The following is a 24,154-nucleotide window of genomic DNA, read 5'->3' as shown; positions in this document are numbered from 1 at the left end:
AAACCAGGTCACGCGCGCAGCAGCGGCAGCGGCTCGAGCGCGGTGGCGGCGCGCAGCAGCCGTTCGAACTCGGCGACGGGCAGGGGACGGCTGAAGTGGTAGCCCTGCATCTCGTCGCAGCCGTGCTCGCGCAGGAAGTCGAGCTGGGCGGCCGTTTCGACCCCTTCGGCAATCACGCGCAGCTTCAGGTTGTGGGCCAGCGCGATGATGGACACGACGATGGCCGCATCGTCGCCGTCGCTGGCGATGTCGTTGACGAAGGAGCGGTCGATCTTCAGCACGTCGATCGGGAAGGTGCGCAGGTAGGACAGGCTGGAGTAGCCCGTGCCGAAGTCGTCGATCGACAGCGCCACGCCCAGCGCCTTCAGCTGGTGCAGCAGGTCCACGGCGCGTGCCACGTCGTCCACGAACAGGCTTTCCGTCAGCTCCAGTTCCAGCGAGGCCGGCGGCAGGCCCGTCTCGGCCAGCACGCGCGCCACGTCGTCCACCAGGTCCGGCTGGGTGAACTGGCGCGCCGAGAGATTGACGGCCACGCGCAGCGGCGCGATAGGGGCGCCCGGCCATCCTGCACCCGTGCCCGCGCCTATTCCATGATCGCGCGCCGCGTCGTGCCAGGCCTTGGCCTGCGCGCAGGCGGTGCGCATCACCCACGCGCCGATCGGCACGATCAGGCCCGTTTCCTCCGCCAGGCCGATGAAGCGCTGCGGCGGCACCATGCCCAGTTCCGGGTGCTGCCAGCGCAGCAGCGCCTCCATGCCCACGATGCGGCCGCTTGCCAGGTCCACCTGCGGCTGGTAGTGCAGCACGAATTCGTCGCGTTCGAGCGCGCTGCGCAGCGCCGTTTCGATGCGCAGGCGTTCCTGGGCCTCGTCGTTCATCGTGCTTTCGTAGAAGCGCCAGCAGTTGCGGCCCAGCTTCTTGGCCGAGTACATGGCGATGTCGGCATGTTCGATCAGGTGCTGGGCAGGGGAGCCGTCGCCCGGGTAGACGGCCACGCCGATGCTGCAGGTGACGAAGAACTCCTTGCCTTCCAGCGTGGTCGGCTGCGCCAGCGCCTGCATCACGCGGGTGACCACGTCCGGCGCCAGCGTCTCGTCCTGGTGCTCGGCCAGGATCGCCACGAACTCGTCGCCGGACAGGCGCGCCACCGTGTCGGTCTCGCGCACGGCCGCGCGCAGGCGCGTGGCCACCGTCTGCAGCAGCACGTCGCCGGCCTTGTGGCCCATGCTGTCGTTGACGAACTTGAAGCGGTCCAGGTCGATCAGCAGCACCCACATCTGCTTGCCGCTGCGGTTGGCGTAGGCCACCGCCTGGGCCAGCCGGTCCTGCAGCAGCATGCGGTTCGGCAGTTCCGTCAGCGTGTCGTGGTGGGCGATGTGGCGGATGCGCTGCTCGGCCAGCTTGCGTTCCGTGATTTCGCTGCCGGTGCCGCGGTAGCCGCGGAATTCGCCGTGCGCGTCGTACACCGGTTCGCCGGTGGACTGGAACCAGCGCGTGACGCCGTCGTCGCCCCGGATCTCGTGTTCCATGTTGAAGTAGGGCAGGCGCGCTTCCAGCAGGGCCAGGTGCTCGCGGCCGGCCCGGGTGCCTTCCATCTCGGGGTGCGCCTGCAGGCGTGTACGGCCGATGTAGCGGTCGCGCGGCACTTTCGCCATGTCGAAGAAGCCGCCGGTGATGCTGGTGAAGCGGAAGTGCACGTCCTGTTCCCAGTACCAGTCGGAGGACAGGGCCAGCAGCCGGCGGAAACGGTGTTCGCTTTCCTGCAGCGCGCGTTCGGTGCGCTTCCTGGCCGCCACGTCGTCGTTCAGCCGGTCGTTGCTGCGGCGCAGGTCGGCCGTGCGCTCGTCCACCAGCCACTGCACGCGGCGCGAGCGCTGCTCCAGCGTGTGCACCAGCGCCGCCGCCATGAGGCTGAACAGCAGGCCGCCGATCAGTGCGATCAGCGAGCCCGCATGGTCGGCCAGGAAGGTGCGCGGCAGCGCCTCGGCGTGCACGTGCCAGGTCTGGCCCAGCACATCGAAGCTGGTGGTCAGCTGTTCGCGGCGGGTGGGGGAGATCCAGCGCGGCAGCGCGGACCAGGGATCCGGGGCGGGGTTCTCGGCGCCGGCGGTGTAGACCAGGTGGGCGTTCCCGATGCGCTCACCGGTGTACACGCGCAGCGTCAGGTTCGGGTCGTCCAGCAGGCCGCCATACTGGAGGATGGTATGCACCAGGTGCGGCGCGCGGATCAGGGCCACCGTCTGGCCCTGCCACGCGGCCTGGCGTTCCGCCGCCGTTTCGGTGGGCATGCCGGGGCGGTAAAAAGGCATCAGCATCAGGAACGTGTCGCGCTGGCTGGTCGACGTCACGCTGACCAGCGGCGTGGCGGCGGGCCGGCCGGTGCGCAGCATGCGCTCCACGGTGAAGCGCGTGGCGGGCAGCGGCCACACGTCCAGGCCGGCGCCCTTGCCGTGGTATTCGGGCATCATCAGGTCCGCGACCACGTACCGGTCGCGCTGCGCGGCAGGCACCAGCGAGCGGCCGTTGCGCTCGGTTACCACGAAGTCGGGATGGTCGCGGCGCATGCGCGCTTCCAGCGCCAGCCGGTCCGCATGGGTGAGCACGCGCTGCTGCGCGAACGACATCACGAAGGGGTAGCGGCGCAGCAGCGGGCCGGTGAAGTCGCGGAACTGGTGCTGCGTCACGTCCGGCATCGTGCGCAGCAGCCCGTTGGTAACGGTCAGGACTTCGACGGCATCGTCCAGGCCGCGGCGGATGGCGGCCACGCGCACGTTGGCGCGCTGGCTGAAGCCCTGCGCCATCTTGCCGTATTCCAGCGCGCCGACGGCGAGGAACAGGGCACCCGTGACACACAGGCCGGCCGCCAGCGTGCCCGCCGCCGCACGCGATACCGAGGAAAACCTGCCTGCCATATGTCTCCATGAAGTGAACGTGCGTGGGAGCGCGGGGGCGCCGGGGCGCCCGCCAGTGTGTCACAAAACCAAGAAATTTCCGATGGGAACATATCTTGGTGGAATCATCTGTTGTTTATTGACAGCAACTTTGTGCTGCAGATGGTCGTCCTGTCAATCTTGCGACGTGCGCAGCCGGTGCACCACCCAGCGTGCCAGCAGGCGGTTGCAGAACGCCAGGCCGGGCCATAGCGCACCCGTCTGCCGGACGCGCTGGACGAGGCGCGCGGCACGGCTGGGCCGGCCGCCGGCATCGTCCCGGCTCAGCGCGAACAGGATGTGGTTGTTGCCGGCGATGCCGTGGAACTGGCAGACCTCGTCCGCAAAGGCCTGGCGCAGGCGGCGCTTGATGACGTGGTAGTGCGGGTCGTAGCTGAACACGTTCGCCACCAGCAGGCCATCGGGCCGCAGGGCGCGGCGGCAGTCGGCATAGAAGCGCGCGCTGCCCAGCGCCGGCGGCAGGCCGGAGGCATCGAAGCCATCGACCAGCAGCACGTCCGCGCTGCCGGCAAGCCGCGGCATGTGGCGCGCCGCGTCGACGTGGATGACGCGGAACCGTTCGCTGTCCGGCGGCACGGCGAAGCGCTCGCGCAGGGCGATCACTTCGGCCGACAGTTCCAGCACGGTGATCCGCGCCCCCGGCAGGTAGCGGTGGCAGAACTTGGCCATCGAGCCGCCGCCCAGGCCCACCATCACGATATGGGCGGGACGGGGCTTGAACAGCGTGAAGCACATCATCGCGCGCGCATAGGCGAGTACCAGGCGGTGCGGATCGTCCAGGTCCATCGCGCTCTGCACCTCGCCCGGCACGAATTCCAGCGTCAGGCGCCGCCGGCTGCGGCTGACGAGGGGCTGGGACGAAGGGTTGTCGATGATGGAAGACATAGTGACAGCTTGTTATGGGTTCTGCTAAGCTCACGGGCCCGCCGGGAGGGTGCATCGCCGCTGCCGGCAGCGCGCGTGCGACGACGGCGCCAGTGTACCGCTGGCGCTGCATTTACAGGCATTCGTTTTGTCGGTACATTGCCTTCGAGGGGGCCGTGCATGGCCCCGGAGCTTACAGCAAGGACTCTGCATGTTTCTGGATCATCCGACCATCACCGCGACCAACAGCTTCACGGAGCCGGACCGCCTCGAGCGCCTGAACCGGGTCTATGGCTATGCCGCGGCGCTGGCCGACGCGGCGGGCAAGACCTGGTTCATCCAGAAGTTCAGCCAGCTGCATGACCACAAGGGCACGCTGATCGTGTTCTGGCACGAGCCGCCGACCGAGGACGAAAAGGCCATCTTCGCGCAGGCCTGGGCCTCCAAGATCGGCGACGGCACCACCAACGTCGAACACGAGATCTGACGTGGACGCGCGCACGCTCGTCCTCACCCTCGCACTGGGCAACCTGGCGCTGTGCGCCGCGCTGTTCTTCGCCGCCGCCGGCACGGAAGCCGACAGCCGCCGCCGCGCCGCGCTGGCCACCTTCACGCTGGCCCGCCAGTGCCAGGCCGTGGCCTGGCTGCTGCTGTACTTCCGCGGCGCGATTCCCGAACTGCTGGCCGGTCCGCTGGCCAACCTGGTGCTGTTCGCCGGCGTGGCACTCGATGCGGGCGCGCTGTGGGAGCTGGCGGGCCGCCGGCACTGGCGCCGCGTCGTGCTGCCGCTGCTGGCGGTTGCCGGTGCCGGCTGGCTGGCCTGCGCAGTGCTGGACGTGGAGGCCGGCGTGCGGGTGGCCGCCGGTTCGCTGATCGTGGCGCTGTTCTACCTGGCCGGCAGCCTGGCCCTGGTGCTGGACTGGGCCGCCGCCAGCATGCTGCGCCGCTTCGTGGCCGTGGCCACGGGCGTGCTGGCGCTGGCCATCGGCGCGCGCGGCGTGCTGGCCTTGCTGCTGCCGCAGGGCTGGCCCGGCGTCGGCCCGGCCGAGCTGCAGGCCGTGGGCTATGCCGCGTTCTACCTGATGATGATGGCCGGCAGCGCCGGCTACCTGCTGCTGGCGCGCGAAGCGCTGGCGCACGAACAGGCCCGCCTGGAAGTGCTGGACGCGCTGACGGAGGTGCCGAACCGGCGCGGCTTCTACCAGGCGCTGGCGCCCTGGCTGGCCCTGGCACGCCGCCCCGGCCAGCCGACCGCGCTGGTGATCCTGAACCTGGACCAGTTCAAGCGCGTCAACGACGACTACGGCCACGCGATTGGCGACAAGGTGCTGCAGGCGATGGTGGCCGCCTGCCGCCGCCAGCTGCGCGACAGCGACCTGATGGGCCGCCTGGGCGGTGCCGAGTTCGCGATCCAGCTGCCGCGCACGTCGCTGGCCGATGCGGTGACCGTCGCCGAGCGCATCCGGCAGTCGATCGCTTCGATGCCGGTGAAGGTGGAGCGCGCCGTCATCACGCTCACGGCCAGCCTGGGCGTGACGACGATCCGTCCGGACGATTCGAGCGTCAGCCTCTTCAAGCGCGCCGACGAGGCGCTGCAGGCCGCCAAGCTGCGCGGCCGCAACCAGGTGGCCGCGGCGCCTGCCGCTGCCGAGCCGCTGGCCGATCCGGCCGCCGATGCCGGGGCAGGGCACGTCGCCTGACTGTCCGGCAGGGCCAGCGCGCCACTGGCCCGGTTCCCTCCCATGCCCCTGCGGCAGCCCGGCCATTGCACGGCTGTCATCACTCTGTCACGAAGCCGGTCTAATGTGGTAGGATTTTCTATATAAACGATATAAATGGAATCCACCATGTATGCAGCGGTCGACCTCGGGTCGAACAGTTTCCGCCTGTCGATCGGCCGGCACGGTGGCGACACGATCAAGGTATTGAAGAGCATGCGCGAGCCGATCCGGCTGGCGGCCGGGCTGGATGCGGCCGGCAACCTGACGGAGGAGGCCATGGCGCGCGCGCTGGCCTGCCTGCGCAACTTCCGCATCGCGCTGTCGGCCTACCAGTTCGAGGCGGTGCGCGTGGTGGCCACGTCCACGATGCGGCAGGCGCGCAATATCGCCACCTTCCTGCCGCAGTGCGAGGCGGCGATCGGCTATCCGATCGAGATCATCTCCGGCGAGGAAGAGGGGCGGCTGATCTACATGGGGGTGGCGAACGCGCTGGGCCAGCCGCAGGAACGGCGCCTGGTCGTCGATATCGGCGGCGGTTCCACGGAGCTGATCCTGGGCCGCGGCGTGGACATCGAGCGCGTGGAGTCGTTCAGCGTGGGCAGCGTGAAGCAGAGCCTGTCGTTCTTCATCAACGGTGCGGTGGATGCCGCCTCGTTCGAAGCGGCCATCCTGTCCGCGCGCAGCCATTTCGAGGACGGCGCGCCGCCCTACCAGCCGCAGCACTGGAAGCGCGCCTACGGCTCGTCCGGCACGATCCGCGCGATCGCCGAGGTGATCGAGAAGAACGGCCTGGGCCGCGGCGTCACGCCGGCCAGCCTGCACGCGCTGAAGGACCGTTTCATCGCGCTCGGCCACGTCAGCCGCATCGACCTGCCGGGCCTGCGGCCGGACCGCGCCTCGACCGTCATCGGCGGGCTGGCCATCCTGATCGGCGTGATGCACGAACTGGGCGTCGAGGAACTGCAGCCGATCGAGGCGGGGCTGCGCATCGGCGTGATGTGGGACCTGTACCTGCGCGGCATGCGGCGCGACCGCCGCGACCAGTCGGTGCGCGATTTCGCCCGCAAGTTCCACGTGGACGAAGCCCGTGCCGGCCGCGTGGCGGACGATGCGCTGGCCCTGTTCGAGCAGCTCAAGCCGGGCGCGGAGCCGATGGCGCGGGTGCTGTACTGGAGCGCGCTGCTGCATGAAGTGGGGCAGGCGATCTCGCAGACGGGCCACCACAAGCATGCCGCCTACATGGTGGAAAACGCCGACCTGCCGGGATTTACCACGCGCGACCAGCGCACCATGAGCCGCCTGGTGCTGGCGCAGAAAGGCAACCTGCGCAAGGTGGCCGAATTCCTGCCGGATGCCGACGTGGCGCGCGCCGTGGTGGCCTTGCGGCTGGCCGTCGTGTTCATGCACGCCCGCATCACCGTGGCGGAAGCGCAACCGAAGCTGCGCATGAAGAACCGCATCGAGCTGGAGCTGCCGCGCGGGCTGGTGAGCGGCCATCCCACGCTGTCCTACTGGATCGAGAAGGAGCAGGAGCACTGGGACGAAGTGGGCGTGGACCTGGGGCTGCGCACGACGCCCTGACCATAGCGGTTTTGCCTGCCGCGCGGAATTTGCTTACACTAAGACGCTGGCCGCACGGGCGCGGCGTGGAGGCGGCGATGGCGACGCGAAGCGACAGGTGGGGACGGACCCGGCGGGCGGTGCTGCTCTGCTGCAGCGCGGCCTGCGGTACTTTCGCTTCGCAAGGCATTGCCGCTCCCCCTCCGGACGACCGGCCCGCGCTGGCCCTGTGCTTCGAACGCACCGACGTCCGGCCCTGGCGCACCGAGGACGGCCATGGCCTGAACTTCGACCTGCTGCGGCTGGTGGCCGAGCGCGAACACCTCCGTTTCGACTTCCAGGGCATGCCGTGGAAGCGCTGCCTCGCCCAGCTGAAGGCGAATGCGGTCGATGGCGCATTTGCCGTCAGCTTCGTGGCCGACCGCCGCGAGATCGGCGAATATCCGGGCGGTGCCACGCCGGACGCGGCCAAGCGCATGCATGTCGACCGCTACGTGCTGCTGCGCCGCAAGGGCAGCACCGTCGATTGGGACGGCAAGACGCTGCGCAACGTGGATGGTGCCATCGGTGCGCAGCTGGGCTATTCGGTGACGGCGGTGCTGCGCGGCTTGAACGTGCGGGTGGACGAAGGCAGCCAGCGTGCCGAGGAGCTGGTGCGCAAGCTGCTGGCTGGCCGGGTCGCGGCGGCGGCCGTGGGTGGCAGCGATGCGCGCACTCTGCTGGCCGGGCCGTATGGCGCGCAGATCGAGGCGCTGCCGGTGCCGCTGATCGAGAAACCGTACTTTCTCATTCTCTCGCACCAGCTGGTGGGGCGTCGTCCCGAGCTGGCGCGGCGCGTGTGGGATGCCATCGAGGCCGAGCGCAATGGCGCCGCCTATCGCAGGCTGGAACAGCGCGACGTGCCGGCGTCCGTGCGCGACCAGCAGCACCGGTAACCGGCGCATACGACCCGATGGGCGCCAGCGCATGAAACCAGCCAGCGAGCCGCTGCGCCGCCTGCTCGACATGTGGCGGCGCGACATCGTGCTGCGGCTGGCCGTCTCCGTGTTCCTGGCCGTGCTGCTGTCCACGGCTGCCTACACCACCTACGCGGTGCTGACCCTGCATGCCAGCGCCGAACGGCAGCTGCAGGAGCGCTCCGAGCGCCTGGCAACGGTGCTGACGCAGGCGCTGGCCCGCCCCCTGTTCGACATCAACGGCGCGGCGATCACCAGCGTGGTCGAGGCCATGCGCGGCACGCCGGAAGTGCTGGACCTGCGCGTGCGCGCGCCGAACGGTGCCGAACTGGCGGGTTTCACGGCCGCCGCTGCCGGCCGGGGCGGAGCGCATGATGCGATCGCCGTGCACCGCGAGATCAGCTTCCAGGATGGCGCGCGCCGCTACCTGGTGGGCGCGCTGGACCTCGCGTATTCGCGGCGCGAAGCGGACGAGGAGCTGCGCCGCCAGCTGCGGCATGCACTGGCCGTCAACCTGCTGCTGGCGCTGACGATCGTGGGTGCGATCTTCAGCGTGGCGCGCAAGGTGGCGCGGCCGTTTGCCGACATCCAGCACGCGCTCGAGGAGCTCAGCCAGGGGCGCACCAATATCGCGCTGTCCGGCATCGGCCGGGCCGACCAGGTGGGGCGGCTGTCCGCGGCCGTGCGCAGCTTCCGCGACACGCTGATGCGGCTGCGCGATGCCGAACGCGAACTGCGCGAACTGAATGGCGACCTGGAGCAGAAGATCGACGCCCGCACGGCCGCATTGAAGCAGGCCGTGCAGGTGGCGCGCGACAGCGAGACGAAGCTGCTGGCGATCGTCGATACGGCGCTCGACGCGGTCGTGACGCTCGATGGCGCCGGCCGCATCGTGGGCTGGAACCGGCAGGCCGAAGCGATTTTCGGCCATGCCCGCGAGACGGTGCTGGGGCAGCCGCTCGACATGCTGGTCATCGGCCCGCGCGGGCAGGGCGGTGGGGCCGCCGGCATGGCGGGCTACCTGGCGGCGGCGGGGACCGGCGCACCACCGGACCGGCGCATCGAAGTGGCGGCGAGGCGCGCGGACGGGAGCGCACTGCCCATCGAGCTGGCCATCACGCGCATCGACCTCGGTGGCGACGACGTGGCCTTCTGCGCTTTCATCCGTGCAGTCGCCGGCCACGAACGACGCAGCGGCGATGGCATCGACCGGCATGAAACCTGAGGAGTGCCACCTGCGCGCCACCGATTTGATGTGGCCCAGGAAGTGTAAGCGTTGGTGATCTTTTTCCTGAAATGGTATATATTATTTATATAATTCAACTTTCAGGAGATTCCATGAACGCCAGGACCGACGTCAACAAACCATCCGCCGACACCGCCAAGCCGGCCACCCCGGACGCGCCGGCTCCAAAGCCGGCCCCAAAGCCGGCCCCTAAGCCGGCCCGCAAAAGTGCTGCGGCCAAGGCCACTGCGCCGGCCGCACCCGTGACCGAAACGCAGCCTGTCAAGGCCGAGAAGCCTGCGGGCGCGCCGGCGCAGTCCAAGGCGGCTGCCACACCGAAAGCCGCGCTGGCTGCTGCCAAGGGGAGCACGAAGGCAGGCGCCAAGGCCGCTGCAGGGGAAACGGCGACGGCGAAGGACGGCAAACCTGCTGTCAAGGCACCGAAGAACGGCGCCAGACCGGCTGGCAACGTCGAAGCGGAAGCGGCGCCCGCGGTAGCAGCAAAGCCGGCAGCAAAGCCGGCTGAAAAATCGGCTGAAAAATCGGCTGAAAAATCGGCTGAAAAATCGGCTGAAAAATCGGCTACTAAGTCGGCGGCGAAATCGACCGAGAAACCGGCTGAAAAACCGGCGGCAAAGTCCACCGGGAAGTCCGCTGCCAAATCCCCTGCCACGAAAGCGGCCGCAAAGTCGGCCGCCGCGGCAGCCCCGAAAGCCGCGGCCAAGGCTGCGCCAAAGTCCGCCGCAAAACCTGCCAGCCGGTCCGCTACCAAGCCTGCCGACCCGCTGAAGGACAAGGCCGGCAAGGAACGCCTGGTGCGCGACAGCTTCACGATGCCCGAAGCGGAATACGCCGTGCTGGGCCAGGTGAAGAAGGCCTGCCTGAAAGCCGGTTTCGAGATCAAGAAAAGCGAGCTGCTGCGCATCGGCGTGGCGCTGATCAGCCAGATCGACATGGCCACGCTGCAAAGCGTGCTGGGTTCGCTGCCGCAGCTGAAGACGGGCCGTCCGAAGAAGGTCTGAGGCACTTCCGGAAGGGTAGTGTGGCGCGCCGGCAGCATGGCCGGCCTTGTCATCGGGCTGACATTTCGCTGTCACGTCCCTGAAGCAATCGGGCGCTACGCTGTGCTTCGTCTCCACTTTGCAGAGGACGAAGCATGCAGCAAGCGACCACGGTGGCGGGCAGCCGCGCTCCCCGCCTAGTAACGGGCATCGTCAGGACCGAGCAGGAGCTGCGCGAAGTGCAGCGCCTGCGCTACCGCGTATTCATCGAGGGCATGGGGCTGGCAGCGCTGGCCTGCGACGAAGGCCTCGACCGAGACGAATTCGACGCGCATTGCGACCACCTGCTGGTGCGCGATGCGGCAAGCGGCGAGATCGTCGGCACCTACCGGCTGCTGGCGCCGGCCGCGGCGCGCCGCCTCGGGCGCGTCTATTCCGAAGGCGAATTCGACCTGGGCCGCCTGAACGGCCTGCGCGGCCGCATGGTGGAAGCGGGCCGCGCCTGCATCCATCCCGACTACCGCGGCGGCAGCGTGATCATGCTGCTGTGGGCCGCGCTGGCGGACTACATGCGCAGCCAGGGCTGCGACTACCTGGCCGGCTGCGCCAGCATCAGCCTGGCCGATGGCGGCCACAATGCCGTCGCCGTCTGGCAGCAGCTGCGCAGCACGGCGCTGGCACCGGCCGAATTCCGCGTCACGCCGCACCTGCCGTTTCCCTATACGTCGATCATGCCGGCTGCCTCGGTCAGCGTACCGCCGCTGCTGAAAGGCTATATGCGTTCCGGGGCGTGGGTGTGCGGCGATCCGGCCTGGGATCCGGACTTCGACTGCGCGGACCTGTTCCTGCTGATGCCGCTGGCGAACCTGGATGCGCGCTATGCACGGCACTATGGCGTGGGCAGCGAGCTGGCGATCGCAGCGTGACGGGAAAACGGCTGGGGATTTGAAGAAGACCGGAAGGGAGGGGCGCCGGGGTTGCGATGCCGGCGCCAGGCATTGCGCGAACAGGAGCCTGTTCAGTGCACGGACGCGTTGGACAGTTCTTTCAGTTCGCGGATGCTCAGTTCCGACTTCTCGTGCATCCGTAACAGGATCGTGGCGCCAACGGCCAGCTTGCGGTGCCGGATCTTGCTGATGATGGGTGGCTGCACCTCGAGCACGCGGCACAGTTCCGCGTCATTCTTCAGGTTCAACCGCTCGATCAGCGTGTCGAGCAGCTTGTTCGGAACGAAGCTTGGCGGCTCCATTGCCCGTGCCCGGTTCATCGCCTCGATTAATTCCAGCTTTTTTTGCCTTACGCTCATTTTGCTCCCTCCCTGTCTAGAAAAATGCTGCAAGAGGCTCTGGGGCTCGCCTTCAAATGATATTAATAACCAAGCAAGTTATTTAAATCATACTACGGCTGAAAAAAAATGCGCGTCTCGTAGGCAAAAATGCGGCTTTTAATGACCGAACCGCTTGACGTGGCTAGCGTCTTGTAGTCCAGCGCGGGTAAGGATGAGCGTGCGGTCCGCCATGGCAGCGGCCGCTTCGGAATGGGTGACCATGATCGTGCAGGCACCGCTGGCGCGGATCTCCCGCTGCAGCAGCGCCAGCACGGCGTGTGCCGTTTCCGGATCGAGATTGCCGGTCGGTTCATCGGCCAGCACCAGCGCGGGCCGGTGCACCAGTGCGCGGGCAATGGCCACGCGCTGCATTTCGCCGCCCGAAAGTTCGTGCGGATACGAGCGCTCCCGCCCCGCCAGGCCGACTGCCGCCAGCATCTCCACCGCGCGCGCCTGCGGCAGGCCGTTCAGCAGCAGGGGCAGCGCCACGTTCTGCAGCAGCGTCAGATGGGGCAGCACGTGGAAGGCCTGGAAGATGAAGCCCATGCGCTGGCGCCGCAGCCTGGTCGCGGCATCGTCGTCGAGCGAAGCCATGGCGATGCCGTCCACCAGGATGGCCGGCTCGGCACTGGGATCCGGATGGTCCAGGCCCGCGATCAGGTTGAGCAGCGTGGACTTGCCGACGCCGGAATCGCCCATGATCGCCACGAACTCGCCCGCCGCGAAGCGGTACGACAGGCGGTCCAGCACCGGATGGCCGGCGGCATAGGATTTGGTGAGGGCGCGCAGTTCCAGCATGGCTTCCATGGTCTTCTCGGTTCGTTCAGCGGGTCAGCAGGCGGCGCAGGCCGAAGCTGACGGCATCGACCAGCGCGACCAGCAGCAGCATCGCCAGGATCACGGTGGCCGCCTTCGACATCTGGAATAGCGACAGGTGGAATTTGAGCATCTGGCCCAGGCCGCCGGCGCCGACGACACCGAGGATCGCGGCGGCGCGGATATTGTTCTCCCACCGGTACAGGGTGTACGACAGCATCTGCGGCAGGGTCTGCGGCAGCGTGGCATAGAAGAATGCCGCCATGGGCGAGGCGCCGTTGGTGCGCAGGCTCTGCTCCGGCAGCGGCGTGGCGTTTTCCAGCGCATCGGCAAACAGGCGGCCCAGCACGCCGGCCGTGTGGGCGCCGAGCGCCAGCGTGCCGGGGAAGGGGCCCAGGCCGGCCGCGATCAGCAGCACCGAGGCCCACACCAGTTCCGGAATCGAGCGCAGAACGTTCAGCAGCACGCGCACGCCGGCCCGCAATGGGCGGCCGAAGCGGCCCGCGGCGGGAATCGCCAGCGCCAGGCCGGCCACCACGGCCAGCAGCGTGCCGAGCGCCGACATGGCCAGCGTTTCGGCGGTCGCGATCGCGGTTTTCGTCAGGAAGCCCGGGCCCAGTTCCGGCGGCGCGAACCCGCCAAGGAATTCGCCCACGCTGTTCACGGCATCGAGCGTGAAGAATGCACCGAAGTGCAGCGGCAGGCTGGCGAAGCTGGCGATCACGAGCGCGGCCAGCAGCAGGCCGAACACGGGGCCCGACCAGTGGCGGGCAGGGGGCGTTGGCATGGTCATCCGAGCCGCTTCCTCAGTTGTTTCGACACGAAGTCGGCGGCCGCCACGAGCAGCACAAACACCAGCAGCATGGACGAGACTTCGCCGCCGGCCAGCATCTTCATCGATTCGTCCATGCGCTGGCCCAGGCCGCCGGCACCCACGAAGCCCATCACGACGGAGCCGCGGATCGCGCATTCCCACCGGTAGACCGTGTACGACACCAGCTCCGAGGCCGATTCGGGCAGCGCGCCATACAGCAGGGCACCGAGGCGCGAGCCGCCGTTCATCAGCAGCGTGTCGCTGGCATGGCGTTCGGACGATTCGAGGATCTCCGCATACACCTTGCCCAGCATGCCGCAGTAGGTGAGGGCGATGGCCAGCACGCCGGCCGTGGGACCCAGGCCGATGATGCGCACGAACAGCAGTGCCCACACCAGCTCGGGAACGCTGCGCAGCAGCACCAGCAGCCAGCGCACGGCCTGGCGGATCGCGCGCGAACCGGGTGCCATGCGGTGGGTGCCGAGCCGCGAGATGGACAGCCGTTCGGTGACGATCAGCGTGGCGGGAATCGCGCCCAGCAGCGCCAGCGTCAGGCCGGCCGTGGCGATGGCCACCGTCTGCCACGTCTCGCGCAGCAGCAGTTGCAGGAATTCGGGGGAGTGCGCCGGCGGCACGAAGTCGGCCAGGAAGCGCAGCGTGGCCGCGATGCTCTCGCGGTCGAACAGGATCGACGGGTGGAACTCGCTCGCGACGACCAGCGGCCACAGGATCAGCAGCGCGACGATCGTCCACGTCACGCGCCCGCGCCAGGCGGGATCGGGGTGAGGCGTGAAGGCGGGTGCGGCAGGAACGTTGTGCATTACAGGCAGGCGCCGACGGCCAGCTTGGCCGGCAGGTCGTCCGGGTGCGGCGGCGGCGGGGCCGGCTGCTCGCCGCGATACAGCTCGTCGACCATCGCCTGCGTGACCTGTTCGCGCGGCAGGTCGAACACGACCCGGCCTTCCTTCAGCGCGACGATGCGGGGGAAGTGCGCGAGCGCCAGCTCCACCTGGTGCAGGCTGCACACCAGCGCCGCATTGCGCGCCGCGGCTTCCCGCTGGAGCGTGACGAGCGTGAGCTGCGACAGCGCGGGATCGAGTGCCGACAGGGGCTCATCGACCAGCAGCGCCTGCGCGGACGAGAGCAGCAGCCGCGCCAGGCCGCAGCGCTGGCGTTCGCCGCCGGACAGGCGGTCGACACGGCTGTACAGCTTGTCGCCCAGGTTGAAGCGGGACAGCGCGCGCCAGGCCGCTTCCGGATCGGCCGGCTTGACGAGCGAGACGAGCGACTGCCACAGGCTCCACGCCGGCAGGCGCGCCGCCAGCACGGCCGTCACCACGCGCTGGCGCGGTGGCAGCGGCGGCGTTTGCGGCGCCAGGAACAGCCGCGCGCGCAGCTTGTGGCGCGCCCGTTCGCCGAGGCGCCAGGGATCGCTGCCGAAGACGTGGAAGGTGCCATCGCGTTCCGGCGCATGGGCGCAGGCCAGGGTGGCCAGCAGCGTCGTCTTGCCGGCGCCGGAAGGGCCGATCAGGGCGAGCTGCTCGCCGGCCTGCACGGTCAGCGTGATGTCCTGCAGCGCATACGCGCGCGTGCCACCCTGGTGGCGTGCCGACAGCCGTTCCAGTCGGTAGACCGGGCCGGCCGCGGCGGTGGTGCTGTCAGACGTCATTGATGATTCAGCTTGATGCGTCGGCTTACTTCTTCAGCAGGCCGGCGTTCTGCGCAGCCGCTTCGATGGCGGTGTAGTTCGAGGCCTTGGTCGGGATGAACCTGGTGGCGCGCTGCAGGTCCAGGATTTCCTTGCCTTCCGGGGTGTTCGGATCGAGCGTGAGGAAGGCATCGGTGATCTTCTTCTTCAGGTCCGCCGGCATGTCGGTGCGCACCGTCCAGTTGTAGTCGTAGTAGGCCGGGGTGGTGTAGAACACGCGCACCTTGCTGGTATCGACCTTCTTCTCGCTGACCAGTTTTTCCCACACCGAGATGTTCAGCGCGCCGGCATCGACCTTGCCGCCGGAGACCGCCGCCACGGTGGCGTCATGCGCGCCGGAGAAGGCGATGCGTTTCAGGTCGCTGTCCGGATCGATCTTCGCCTGCAGCAGGAACGAGCGCGGCATCAGGTGGCCGGAGGTGGAGGACTCGGAGCCGAACGACAGCGTCTTGCCCTTCAGGTCCGCCAGCGTCTTGATGGTCGGCGAGGTGGTGATGAACACGGAGCGGAATTTTTCGTCTTCCACGCGCTGCACCAGCGGCACGACTTTACCCTTGCTGCGGTCGTTGGCCTGCACGAACGTGAAGCCGCCGAACCACACCATGTCCAGCTTGTTGTTGATGAGGCCTTCCACCGATGCGGCGTAGTCCGTCACCGGCGTGAATTCCACTTTCAGGCCCGTCTTCTTCGCCAGGTATTCGCCCAGCGGCTTGAACTTGCGCTGCAGTTCGGTCGGCGCTTCGTCCGGAATGGCGGACACGCGCAGCACCTGCTGGGCATGGGCGGCGAAGGAGGCCAGCATCACGCCGGCGGCGAACAGGGAGGCAAGCTTGGTGGAGAGTTTCATGGGCAGGTAACGGTCTGAAAAAGTGAAATGGGGATGACGCACTGCTGGGTAGCGATGGCGCCCCCTGCTGCGTATTCGGCTATGATAGCAAAAGTAACTTTGCAGCACTGCCTTCATGGTCTCAGCAGTCACGCTCAATGAAAGAACGCCATGCCAACGACCCGCTCCGCAGCGCTGCGTGCGCTGACCAGCGTCTCCTCCGCAGCCCCGGCCCGTGCGGCCCCCGCACCGCAGGGCGACCGCGCCACGATCGCCGAGATCGCCGCCGGCCTGCTGGCGCGCCCGGCCGCCACCTCGCCCAAGTACCTGTATGACAGCCTGGGCTCGAAACTGTTCGAGGCCATCTGCGAGCTGCCCGAATACTATCCGACCCGCACCGAGGCGGCCATCTTCGCGCGCCACGGCGAGGACATCGCCCGCCACGTGCAGCCGGGCAGCACGCTGATCGACCTGGGCGCCGGCAACTGCGCCAAGGCGGCCGGCCTGTTCCCGCTGCTGCGGCCGCGCCAGTACGTGCCGATCGATATCTCGCGCGACTTCCTCAACGAGGCCGTCAGCCGCCTGCAGCAGCGCTTCCCTGATATCGCGATGAATGCGCTGGCGCTGGACCTGTCCGGCCCGTTCGTGCTGCCGCCCGCCGTCGAACAGCAGCGGCGCGTGTTCTTCTATCCCGGCTCGTCGATCGGCAATTTCGCGCCGCACGAGGCGATCGCCTTCCTGCGCCGCGTGCGCGAGAACACATCGCGCGATGGCGGCCTGCTGATCGGCGTGGACCTCGTCAAGGATGCAGCCGTGCTCGATGCGGCGTACGACGATGCGATCGGCGTCACGGCCGCGTTCAACCTGAACATGCTGCGCCACCTGAACCACCTGCTGGGCGCCGATTTCGACGTGCGGCAGTGGCAGCACGTGGCGTTCTTCCATGCCGAGGAAAGCCGCATCGAGATGCACCTGGAAGCCCGGGCGGCCTTGACGGTGCGCTGGCCGGACGGCGAGCGCCGCTTCGCCCGCGGCGAACGCATCCACACGGAAGACAGCTACAAGTACACCCCGGACAGTTTTGCGGACGTGCTGGCCCAGGCCGGCTTCGCAACGGACGCCGTGTGGACCGACGATGCCGGCTGGTTCGCCGTCATCCACGCCCGCGCCGCCCAGGCCTGAGGAGCCAGCATGCAGATGAACGATCCCGCGCTCTGGACGGCGCGTTTCCGCGCGGTCCGGGAACACACGCTGGCGCTGGCGGCGCCCCTGTCGGACGAAGACTGCGGCGCGCAGTCGATGCCCGATGCCAGCCCCGTCAAGTGGCACCTGGCGCACACCACCTGGTTCTTCGAGACCTTCATCCTGGAAGCGATGGAGGCGGACTTCGCGCCGTTCCATGCCGCGTTCCGCGTGCTGTTCAATTCCTACTACAACGGCGTGGGCGAGAAGCATCCGCGCCCGCAGCGGGGGCTGCTCACGCGGCCGTCGATGGCGCAGGTGCGGGCCTACCGCGCCAATGTGGATGAACGCATCGCCGCGCTGATCGGCGGCCCGCTCGATGGTGCAACGCGCATGCGACTCGGCGGTCTCCTCACCCTGGGCCTGCAGCACGAACAGCAGCACCAGGAGCTGATCCTCACGGATGTCAAACACCTGCTGGCGCAGAACGGTCTTTGTCCCGAGTACCTGGACGTGCCCCTGCCGCGCCTGGCACCGGCACCGGCCCTGGCCTGGCAGCGCTTCGACGGCGGCGTGGCGGCCATCGGCTACGACGGCGACGGCTTCTGCTTCGACAACGAGCTGCCGCGCCACCGCCAGTTCATCGAACCGTTCGAGCTGGCCTCGCGCCTTGTCACCAACGGCGAGTACCTGGCGTTCATCGAAGCGGGCGGTTATCGCGAGGCGGGCCTGTGGCTGGCGGAAGGCTGGGACTGGGTCTGCACGCAGGGCCTGGCGCATCCCCTGTACTGGCGCCGCGACGAGGCCGGCAACTGGTGCGAATTCACGCTGGCAGGTTTGCAGCCGCTCGACCCGGCCCGGCCGCTGACGCATGTCGCGCTGTTCGAAGCGGATGCCTATGCCCACTGGGCAGGCGCGCGGCTGCCAACCGAGGCGGAGTGGGAGTTTGCGGCGGCCAGTGCCGGCGCAGTGCCGGCCGCGCCGCTGGCGCGGACACATGCCGGTACCTCGGCAGCCGCGAGCCCGGCGTCGCTCGCTGGCGCCGGCAGTGCGGCCGGGCAGGATGCACTCTCCGTGCCCCATCCCGGTGGCGCGCCGGAGGAGGACGCGCTGCAGCAGATGTTCGGCGCTTGCTGGCAATGGACCAGCAGCAGCTACACGCCCTATCCTGGCTTCCGGCCCGCGGCCGGCGCGATCGGCGAATACAACGGCAAGTTCATGGTGAACCAGTACGTGCTGCGCGGCTCGTCCTGCGCCACGCCGGCCGGGCACGCGCGCGCCAGCTACCGCAACTTCTTCCCGGCCGGCGCGCGGTGGCAGTTCACCGGGATCCGGCTGGCGCGCTAGCCCCAGGTCGCCGAGCCGCCGCGCACAGGGGTCTGGCCCACAGCGCCGCAGGCTTCGATCCCGGTCGCCGGACCGATCGCGGGCCTGACCCCAGCCGTTTGCACGCGCTGACACCATCCGCCCAGAAAAAACGCGCCCCCAGGGACGCGTTCTTATCTCATCGACCGCGCCCCAGGGACGCGTTCTTATCTCATCGACCGCGCCCCCAGGGACGCGTTCTCATCTCATCGACCGCGCCCCAGGGACGCGTTTTCGTCAAGGCAGCCGCTCAGGCAGCTGATCAGGTAGCCGCTCAGGCAGCTGATCAGGCAGCCGCGTTGGTGGCCGCCACGCCCACCGCTTCCTTCTGCTTCAGCTGCCGGTTCACGGCCGACAGCACCGCCTTGAACGACGCCGTGACGATATTGCTGTCGATCGCCGCGCCGAACAGCGTGGCGCCGTTATCGAGCCGCAGCTCCACGTAGCAGGCCGCCTTGGCATTGGCACCATGGCCGATCGCGTGCTCGTGGTAGTCCATCAGCTTGATGTCCAGGCCCAGCGCATCGACGAATGCATCGATCGGGCCGTTGCCGCCGCCGTGCAGCGACAGGGGCGCCTGGCGCTGCAGCAGCGCGATGTCGATCTGCACCGACTCGTCGCTGGTCGTGTCTTCCGTCATGCGGTGCGAGACATACGCGTAAGGCGACGTCTGCTCCAGGTATTCGCGCTCGAAGATCTCGTGGATGCCCTGCGACGTGATTTCCAGCCCCGTCTCGTCGGCCACCACCTGCACGGCGCGCGAGAACTCGATCTGCAGGCGGCGCGGCAGCACCAGGCCGTAGTCCTGCTCCAGCAGGTAGCTCATGCCGCCCTTGCCGGACTGGCTGTTCACGCGGATCACGGCGTCGTAGCTGCGGCCCAGGTCCTGCGGGTCGATCGGCAGGTAGGGGATCTCCCACAGCGCGTCCGGCTGCTGCTTCGCGAAGCCCTTCTTGATCGCATCCTGGTGCGAGCCGGAGAAGGCCGTGAACACCAGGTCGCCCACGTACGGGTGGCGCGGGTGCACCGGCAGCTGGTTGCATTCCTCGACGATCTTGCGCACCGAATCGATGTCCGAGAAGTCCAGGCCCGGATGCACGCCCTGCGTGTACAGGTTCAGCGCCAGGGTGACGAGGTCCACGTTGCCGGTGCGTTCGCCGTTGCCGAACAGGCAGCCCTCGACGCGCTCGGCGCCCGCCATCACGGCCATCTCGGCGGAAGCGACGGCGGTGCCGCGGTCATTGTGCGGGTGGACGCTGATGATCAGGGACTCGCGGTTCTGCAGGTTGCGGCACATCCATTCGATCTGGTCCGCATACACGTTCGGCGTGCTGCACTCGACGGTGGTCGGCAGGTTGACGATCATCTTCTTCTGCGGCGTGGGCTGCCAGATGGCGCTGACGGCATCGACGATCTGCTTCGAGAAATCCAGCTCCGTCGTCGAGAACGACTCGGGCGTGTATTCGAAGGTCCAGTCGGTTTCCGGATGCTGGGCCAGCAGTTCCTTCACCAGCTGCGTGCCGGTCGTCGCGATATTGACGATCTCCTCGCGCGACATGTTGAACACCACCTTGCGGAACACCGGCGCCACCGAGTTGTACAGGTGGACGATGGCGTGCTTGGCGCCAGCCGCGGCGGCCACGGTGCGGCGGATGAGTTCTTCGCGCGATTGCGTCAGCACGATGATCGTCACGTCGTCCGGAATGCGGTCCTCTTCCACCAGGCGGCGCACGAAGTCGAAGTCCGTCTGCGAGGCCGAGGGGAAGCCCACCTCGATTTCCTTCAGGCCCGTCTTGATCAGCAGGTCGAAGAACTTCAGCTTCTTCTCGATGCTCATCGGTTCGATCAGCGCCTGGTTACCGTCGCGCAGGTCGGTGCTCATCCACACCGGCGGCTTGCTGATGATCTGGTCCGGCCAGGTGCGGTCGGTCAGGCGCACGGGCGGGAAGGCGGCGTATTTCGTGGACGGGTTCTGCAACATCATGATGGACTCCTGGGTTCTCGAATTCTGGAAAGCTGGCCGGCATGGCCGCTGCGACATGTGGCGTCAGGCTGCCTGGTGGGCCACGGAACGCTGGACCAGGCAACCGGGCGGTAGCAGCAGCGGCAGCAGTAGTGGAAGCAGTAGCGGTAGCAGCGTCAGTCCTCCGGTCATGCAGCGGTGCGCAATGGCGGCGGTGGGGCAATGGATGGCGGGCATCATGCGGACTTTCCTGATTTTGAGGCGGTGCGGCTTGTGGCCGCCGGGGGTAACGTCGAGTGTGGCTTCGGTTACGGCTTCTGTGCAGCGCGCACAGGGTGCGGATCAGGCGCGTGCTAGTAGGCGCGTTGCCAGCGGTAGGCTGGCAAGCGATAGCAGGAAAGCGGGTAGTTGCGGATGCATGAACATGGCAACAATGTAAGAGAATAGCTTTGCCGGTGTCAAGACAAATCGCCGCCGGCGTGGTAAGAGGACCCCAGGCGGCGCGATGCCGAGGTCGTGTCTCAGCAGGACTGCTGGGGACGGGCACCTATTCTGGGGCAACACGCGTGTTGCTCCAGAATAGGTGCCTGTCCCCAATGTTTACGCGGCGACCTGCACGCGCGGGTCGCCGGCGGCCATCTCGCCGATGACGGCGGCCGCTTCGAAGCCGCCGGCGCGGAACACGGCCAGCACCTCGTCCACGGCGGACGGGTCGCAGGAGACCAGCAGGCCGCCGGACGTCTGCGGGTCCGTCAGCAGCGTGTGCTGGGCCGGCGTGACGTTCGGCGACAGCGTGACTTCTCCGCTGTAGGCTTCCCAGTTGCGGCCGGAGGCGCCGGTGAAGTAGCCGTCATGCGCCAGCTGTTCCACGCCCGGCAGCAGCGGGATCTGCGACATCGTCAGCTTGGCCGTCAGCCCGGCGCCGCGTGCCAGTTCCAGCAGGTGGCCCAGCAGGCCGAAGCCGGTGACATCCGTCAGCGCATGCACGCCCGGCAGTTCGGACAGGGCCTTGCCCGGCTTGTTCAGCTTCGTGGTGTTGGCGATCATGGCCGCGTAGCCTTCCTCGCCCAGCACATCCTTCTTCAGCGCGGCGGACAGCACGCCCACGCCCAGCGGCTTGCCCAGCACGAGCACGTCGCCGGCCTTCGCATCGGCGTTGCGCTTGATCTTCGACGGGTGCACCAGGCCCAGCACCACCAGGCCGTAGATCGGCTCGACGGAATCGATCGTGTGGCCGCCGGCAATCGGGATGCCCGCTTCCGAGCAGATCGATTCGCCGCCCTTGATGATCAGGCCGATCGTCTCGACGGGCAGCTTGTTGATCGGCATGCCGACCAGGGCCAGCGCCATGATCGGCGTGCCGCCCATCGCGTACACGTCCGAGATGGCGTTGGTGGCGGCGATGCGGCCGAAGTCGTACGGATCGTCCACGATCGGCATGAAGAAATCGGTGGTGGCGATCAGCGCCTGCTCGTCGTTCAGTTGGTAGACGGCCGCGTCGTCCGCCGTCTCGATGCCGACCAGGAGTTCCTTCGGCACGGGGAAGCCGCTGGAGTTCTTCAGGATGGCGGACAGCACGCCCGGCGCGATCTTGCAGCCGCAGCCGCCGCCGTGGGAGAAGGAAGTGAGTTTGATGGAGTCGGAAGTCATGGTGTCAGGGAGTCGATGTGGGATGGAGCAGATTATCCACCAGCTGGCGCAAGGCTGCCCGCTCGCGCTCCGGTGCGAACAGCGGGGCCCGTGCCGCGCACTGGGCGCGCAGGGTGGCGTGGAAGGCTGCGTCGGCGATGCTGCGGTCGATCAGGCGGGCGAGGGCGGCGGCGTCGCCGACCGGGAAGTAGCCGGCATAATCGTCGCCCAGCATGCCGCGGTTGCCGCTGATGGCGCTGGCCAGCACGGGCACGCCGCTGGTGATGGCTTCGATGATGACGTTGGCGCCGCCTTCCATCGTCGAGCAGATCGCCATCGCGTGGCTGCGGCGCAGGCGCTCACGGACCGCGTCGCGCGGCAGGCCGCCCAGCCACTGGTAGCGGGGCTCGCCGGCCTGGGTCGCCAGTGCCAGCGCCTCCAGGTCGTTGTCCAGCGCCGCGCCGATGTGCTGCAGGCGCGCCTGGGGCGCCGTTACCAGCGCCGCCGCGCGCATGAAGGTGGCCGGATCCTTGACGGCGCGCAGGTGGCCCGCCATCGTGACCAGGCCCGCCTCGCGCGTCGATGGTGCGGCCAGCGTGTCGGCCGACTGGTGGATGACATGCGTCTTCGCATGGACGTCGGCCGGCAGTTCCGCGATCGCGGCAGACTGCAGCACCACGAGCGCGGTGGGGAGGTGCACGGCGCGTCGCGCATCCTCGTCGCGATGGATGTCGTGATAGACATCGGTGCCCGTCAGCGCGAGGATCGACGGATTGGCGGTGTTTGCGACGAAGGCGCGCAGCGAAGGGCAGGAGCGCCGCGCGTGCAGCGCGATCAGCAGGTCCGGCGTGGCATCGCGTGCCGACCAGGCATCCCGCACCACCACGTCGTAATCGTCGGCGAGCATGTGCTGCCAGCGGTCGGCCGTGTGCCAGTTGCCGTTGTTGTCGCGCGCCGTGCCGGGGCTGACGATACAGATCGAGGGTTTCTTGTCGGCCGCTGCCATCTCTGCATTCCGCTTACAATCGTCGTATGAATTCCGTGACCACTTCCTTCCGCACCGCGCGCACGCAGCAACTGGCCGAGGCCATGCAGGATGCGCGGCATTATACGCTCGCCCTGTTCGACTGCTTCGCCGCTGCCGGGCTGGACGTGCCGGCCAATGTACCGCAGATCCGCATCGTCAATCCGCCCCTGTGGGAGATCGGCCACACGGCCTGGTTCGCCGAATGGTTCATCCTGCGCGAGGCGCTGTCGAGCCACCCGGCCGACGCGCAGTCCCCGTCGCTGCTCACGAAAGGGGACGACTGGTTCGACTCGGCCAACGTGCCGCACCGCAGCCGCTGGACGCTCGACCTGCCGTCGACAGGCGGCGTGAAGACCTATTGCCACGAGGTGCTGGACCGCACGCTCGACAAGCTCACGCGCGAAGCAAACGTTGACGAAGCGCTGTACCCGTACCGCCTGGCGCTGGCCCACGAGGACATGCACGGCGAAGCCTTCCTGTACACGCTGCAGACGCTGGGCCTGCAACCGCCCGGGGGCCTGGCGTACCGGCCACAGGCTGTCGCCAGCCCGGGCGACATCCGCTTCCCCGGCGGCACGGTGCAGCTGGGCGTGCCGCCCGATGCGCCCGGCTTCCGGTTCGACAACGAGAAGCACGCGCACCCGGTCTACGTGGCGCCGTTCCGCATGGACGCTGGCCTCGTGACGAACGCTCAGTACATGGAGTTCATTGGCGATGGCGGCTACGACAACCGGCAATTCTGGAGCACGGGCGGCGCGGCCTGGCTGATGAAGCAGGAGCGCTCGGCGCCCCGTTACTGGGAACGCGTGGACGGCGCATGGCGTACCACCCGCTTCGGGCAGCCCGCCACGCTCGATCCGGACGAAGCGGTACGCCACGTGAGCCTGTACGAAGCGCAGGCCTACTGCGCCTGGGCCGGCCGTCGCTTGCCAACGGAAGCGGAATGGGAATATGCGGCGCTGTACGGCCACCCCGCGTTTGGCTGGGGCCAGCTGTGGGAGTGGACCGCCTCGCCGTTCGAACCCTATCCCGGCTTCACGGCCGACCGGTATCGGGAATACTCGGAACCGTGGTTCGCCACGCACCAGGTGCTGCGCGGCGCCTCGTTCGCCACGCGCGAGCGCATGGTGTCCGCCAGATACCGCAATTTCTTCATGCCCGAGCGGGACGATATCTATTGCGGCTTTCGTACCTGCAGTTTTGTATAAAAAATAAAAGC

General features: G+C 68.2%; 22 protein-coding genes. 10 read left to right on the top strand and 12 right to left on the bottom strand.

The annotated features are described in order from the left end of the window. Positions 1 to 8 precede the first annotated feature (8 nt). Positions 9 to 2,912 carry a bifunctional diguanylate cyclase/phosphodiesterase gene (locus tag IP91_RS05340; RefSeq protein WP_145647687.1) on the bottom strand — a complete coding sequence of 968 codons (2,904 nt, stop codon included), beginning with the start codon at positions 2,910 to 2,912 and terminating at the stop codon, positions 9 to 11. A 153-nt stretch (positions 2,913 to 3,065) separates the two neighbouring features. Continuing rightward, positions 3,066 to 3,836 (bottom strand): spermine/spermidine synthase domain-containing protein, encoded by a 771-nt coding sequence (locus IP91_RS05335; RefSeq protein WP_145647686.1) that lies wholly within the window; start codon positions 3,834 to 3,836, stop codon positions 3,066 to 3,068. 190 nt (positions 3,837 to 4,026) lie between these two features. On the opposite strand from IP91_RS05335, the gene IP91_RS05330 reads away from it, so the two are divergent. From IP91_RS05330 to IP91_RS05310, 5 genes are all read left to right on the top strand, one after another. Next, complete coding sequence (locus IP91_RS05330; protein ID WP_145647685.1) at positions 4,027 to 4,302, top strand: hypothetical protein; 276 nt, start codon at positions 4,027 to 4,029, stop codon at positions 4,300 to 4,302. A 1-nt stretch (position 4,303) separates the two neighbouring features. Continuing rightward, positions 4,304 to 5,515: a GGDEF domain-containing protein gene (locus IP91_RS05325; RefSeq protein WP_145647684.1), complete on the top strand. Its 1,212-nt coding sequence runs from the start codon at positions 4,304 to 4,306 to the stop codon at positions 5,513 to 5,515. A 147-nt stretch (positions 5,516 to 5,662) separates the two neighbouring features. Next, positions 5,663 to 7,117, top strand: a complete 1,455-nt coding sequence (locus IP91_RS05320; protein WP_145648038.1) for a Ppx/GppA phosphatase family protein — start codon at positions 5,663 to 5,665, stop codon at positions 7,115 to 7,117. Positions 7,118 to 7,194: 77 nt separating this feature from the next. After that, the gene (locus IP91_RS05315) at positions 7,195 to 8,031 is read left to right on the top strand and encodes a substrate-binding periplasmic protein (RefSeq protein WP_145647683.1); all 837 of its coding nucleotides are present in this window, start codon (positions 7,195 to 7,197) and stop codon (positions 8,029 to 8,031) included. Positions 8,032 to 8,062: 31 nt separating this feature from the next. Next, positions 8,063 to 9,277 (top strand): PAS domain S-box protein, encoded by a 1,215-nt coding sequence (locus tag IP91_RS05310; protein ID WP_158643086.1) that lies wholly within the window; start codon positions 8,063 to 8,065, stop codon positions 9,275 to 9,277. Between the two features lie 94 nt (positions 9,278 to 9,371). Here IP91_RS05310 and IP91_RS05305 read toward each other — a convergent pair whose 3' ends face one another. After that, positions 9,372 to 10,082, bottom strand: a complete 711-nt coding sequence (locus IP91_RS05305; RefSeq protein WP_199754490.1) for a hypothetical protein — start codon at positions 10,080 to 10,082, stop codon at positions 9,372 to 9,374. Positions 10,083 to 10,092: 10 nt separating this feature from the next. Between IP91_RS05305 and IP91_RS26175 the strand changes: the two genes are divergently transcribed. Continuing rightward, positions 10,093 to 10,299, top strand: coding sequence for a hypothetical protein (locus IP91_RS26175; RefSeq protein WP_199754489.1), 207 nt, complete (start codon positions 10,093 to 10,095; stop codon positions 10,297 to 10,299). 134 nt (positions 10,300 to 10,433) lie between these two features. Next, on the top strand, positions 10,434 to 11,204 hold the full coding sequence (locus tag IP91_RS05300) for a GNAT family N-acetyltransferase (RefSeq protein WP_145647680.1): 771 nt from the start codon (positions 10,434 to 10,436) through the stop codon (positions 11,202 to 11,204). A 92-nt stretch (positions 11,205 to 11,296) separates the two neighbouring features. Here IP91_RS05300 and IP91_RS05295 read toward each other — a convergent pair whose 3' ends face one another. The 6 genes from IP91_RS05295 to IP91_RS05270 form a co-directional block, all read right to left on the bottom strand. Further along, positions 11,297 to 11,584, bottom strand: coding sequence for a hypothetical protein (locus IP91_RS05295; RefSeq protein ID WP_145647679.1), 288 nt, complete (start codon positions 11,582 to 11,584; stop codon positions 11,297 to 11,299). Between the two features lie 138 nt (positions 11,585 to 11,722). Further along, a complete protein-coding gene (locus tag IP91_RS05290) occupies positions 11,723 to 12,403 on the bottom strand; it encodes an ABC transporter ATP-binding protein (protein ID WP_145648037.1) in 681 nt (226 codons plus the stop codon). A 25-nt stretch (positions 12,404 to 12,428) separates the two neighbouring features. Next, positions 12,429 to 13,208: a phosphonate ABC transporter, permease protein PhnE gene (gene phnE, locus IP91_RS05285; protein WP_229473896.1), complete on the bottom strand. Its 780-nt coding sequence runs from the start codon at positions 13,206 to 13,208 to the stop codon at positions 12,429 to 12,431. Between the two features lie 2 nt (positions 13,209 to 13,210). Further along, a complete protein-coding gene (locus IP91_RS05280; protein ID WP_145647677.1) occupies positions 13,211 to 14,056 on the bottom strand; it encodes a PhnE/PtxC family ABC transporter permease in 846 nt (281 codons plus the stop codon). Beyond that, complete coding sequence (locus IP91_RS05275) at positions 14,056 to 14,904, bottom strand: phosphonate ABC transporter ATP-binding protein (RefSeq protein ID WP_145647676.1); 849 nt, start codon at positions 14,902 to 14,904, stop codon at positions 14,056 to 14,058. The genes IP91_RS05280 and IP91_RS05275 overlap by 1 nt, the downstream gene beginning before the upstream one ends. Before the next feature lie 25 nt (positions 14,905 to 14,929). Next, on the bottom strand, positions 14,930 to 15,790 hold the full coding sequence (locus IP91_RS05270; protein WP_145647675.1) for a putative selenate ABC transporter substrate-binding protein: 861 nt from the start codon (positions 15,788 to 15,790) through the stop codon (positions 14,930 to 14,932). A gap of 150 nt (positions 15,791 to 15,940) precedes the next feature. Between IP91_RS05270 and egtD the strand changes: the two genes are divergently transcribed. Both egtD and egtB read left to right on the top strand, forming a co-directional pair. Then, positions 15,941 to 16,951 (top strand): L-histidine N(alpha)-methyltransferase, encoded by a 1,011-nt coding sequence (gene egtD / locus IP91_RS05265; RefSeq protein WP_145647674.1) that lies wholly within the window; start codon positions 15,941 to 15,943, stop codon positions 16,949 to 16,951. Positions 16,952 to 16,960: 9 nt separating this feature from the next. Then, positions 16,961 to 18,298 carry an ergothioneine biosynthesis protein EgtB gene (egtB, locus tag IP91_RS05260; RefSeq protein WP_145647673.1) on the top strand — a complete coding sequence of 446 codons (1,338 nt, stop codon included), beginning with the start codon at positions 16,961 to 16,963 and terminating at the stop codon, positions 18,296 to 18,298. Positions 18,299 to 18,602: 304 nt separating this feature from the next. Here the strand turns inward: egtB and leuA are convergent, their stop codons facing one another. The 3 genes from leuA to senB all read right to left on the bottom strand — a co-directional run bounded on the left by leuA (position 18,603) and on the right by senB (position 22,914). Beyond that, positions 18,603 to 20,300 carry a 2-isopropylmalate synthase gene (gene leuA / locus IP91_RS05255; RefSeq protein ID WP_145647672.1) on the bottom strand — a complete coding sequence of 566 codons (1,698 nt, stop codon included), beginning with the start codon at positions 20,298 to 20,300 and terminating at the stop codon, positions 18,603 to 18,605. Positions 20,301 to 20,879: 579 nt separating this feature from the next. Further along, positions 20,880 to 21,929 (bottom strand): selenide, water dikinase SelD, encoded by a 1,050-nt coding sequence (gene selD / locus IP91_RS05250; RefSeq protein ID WP_145647671.1) that lies wholly within the window; start codon positions 21,927 to 21,929, stop codon positions 20,880 to 20,882. A 4-nt stretch (positions 21,930 to 21,933) separates the two neighbouring features. After that, complete coding sequence (gene senB / locus IP91_RS05245) at positions 21,934 to 22,914, bottom strand: selenoneine biosynthesis selenosugar synthase SenB (RefSeq protein WP_145647670.1); 981 nt, start codon at positions 22,912 to 22,914, stop codon at positions 21,934 to 21,936. 26 nt (positions 22,915 to 22,940) lie between these two features. Between senB and senA the strand changes: the two genes are divergently transcribed. Next, positions 22,941 to 24,143 carry a selenoneine synthase SenA gene (gene senA / locus IP91_RS05240; RefSeq protein ID WP_229473894.1) on the top strand — a complete coding sequence of 401 codons (1,203 nt, stop codon included), beginning with the start codon at positions 22,941 to 22,943 and terminating at the stop codon, positions 24,141 to 24,143. Positions 24,144 to 24,154 lie beyond the last annotated feature (11 nt).

Origin of the sequence: Pseudoduganella lurida (assembly GCF_007830455.1) — a bacterium.
In the GTDB taxonomy this organism is placed as follows: domain Bacteria; phylum Pseudomonadota; class Gammaproteobacteria; order Burkholderiales; family Burkholderiaceae_D; genus Rugamonas; species Rugamonas lurida.
Note: the sequence above shows the minus strand (reverse complement) of the source record. Positions and strands in the feature narration are given on the sequence as shown.

Bases quoted from the DNA above. Each gene is read 5' to 3' on its own strand.
- IP91_RS05275 (WP_145647676.1), bottom strand. From the start codon at position 14,904: ATGACGTCTGACAGCACCACCGCCGCGGCCGGCCCGGTCTACCGACTG.
- IP91_RS05315 (WP_145647683.1), top strand. From the start codon at position 7,195: ATGGCGACGCGAAGCGACAGGTGGGGACGGACCCGGCGGGCGGTGCTG.
- IP91_RS05290 (WP_145648037.1), bottom strand. From the start codon at position 12,403: ATGCTGGAACTGCGCGCCCTCACCAAATCCTATGCCGCCGGCCATCCG.
- IP91_RS05335 (WP_145647686.1), bottom strand. From the start codon at position 3,836: ATGTCTTCCATCATCGACAACCCTTCGTCCCAGCCCCTCGTCAGCCGC.
- senA (WP_229473894.1), top strand. From the start codon at position 22,941: ATGAATTCCGTGACCACTTCCTTCCGCACCGCGCGCACGCAGCAACTG.
- IP91_RS05330 (WP_145647685.1), top strand. From the start codon at position 4,027: ATGTTTCTGGATCATCCGACCATCACCGCGACCAACAGCTTCACGGAG.
- egtD (WP_145647674.1), top strand. From the start codon at position 15,941: ATGCCAACGACCCGCTCCGCAGCGCTGCGTGCGCTGACCAGCGTCTCC.
- IP91_RS05340 (WP_145647687.1), bottom strand. From the start codon at position 2,912: ATGGCAGGCAGGTTTTCCTCGGTATCGCGTGCGGCGGCGGGCACGCTG.
- IP91_RS05270 (WP_145647675.1), bottom strand. From the start codon at position 15,790: ATGAAACTCTCCACCAAGCTTGCCTCCCTGTTCGCCGCCGGCGTGATG.
- selD (WP_145647671.1), bottom strand. From the start codon at position 21,929: ATGACTTCCGACTCCATCAAACTCACTTCCTTCTCCCACGGCGGCGGC.
- IP91_RS05310 (WP_158643086.1), top strand. From the start codon at position 8,063: ATGAAACCAGCCAGCGAGCCGCTGCGCCGCCTGCTCGACATGTGGCGG.
- senB (WP_145647670.1), bottom strand. From the start codon at position 22,914: ATGGCAGCGGCCGACAAGAAACCCTCGATCTGTATCGTCAGCCCCGGC.
- phnE (WP_229473896.1), bottom strand. From the start codon at position 13,208: ATGCCAACGCCCCCTGCCCGCCACTGGTCGGGCCCCGTGTTCGGCCTG.
- IP91_RS05300 (WP_145647680.1), top strand. From the start codon at position 10,434: ATGCAGCAAGCGACCACGGTGGCGGGCAGCCGCGCTCCCCGCCTAGTA.
- IP91_RS05320 (WP_145648038.1), top strand. From the start codon at position 5,663: ATGTATGCAGCGGTCGACCTCGGGTCGAACAGTTTCCGCCTGTCGATC.
- IP91_RS05295 (WP_145647679.1), bottom strand. From the start codon at position 11,584: ATGAGCGTAAGGCAAAAAAAGCTGGAATTAATCGAGGCGATGAACCGG.
- IP91_RS05280 (WP_145647677.1), bottom strand. From the start codon at position 14,056: ATGCACAACGTTCCTGCCGCACCCGCCTTCACGCCTCACCCCGATCCC.
- egtB (WP_145647673.1), top strand. From the start codon at position 16,961: ATGCAGATGAACGATCCCGCGCTCTGGACGGCGCGTTTCCGCGCGGTC.
- leuA (WP_145647672.1), bottom strand. From the start codon at position 20,300: ATGATGTTGCAGAACCCGTCCACGAAATACGCCGCCTTCCCGCCCGTG.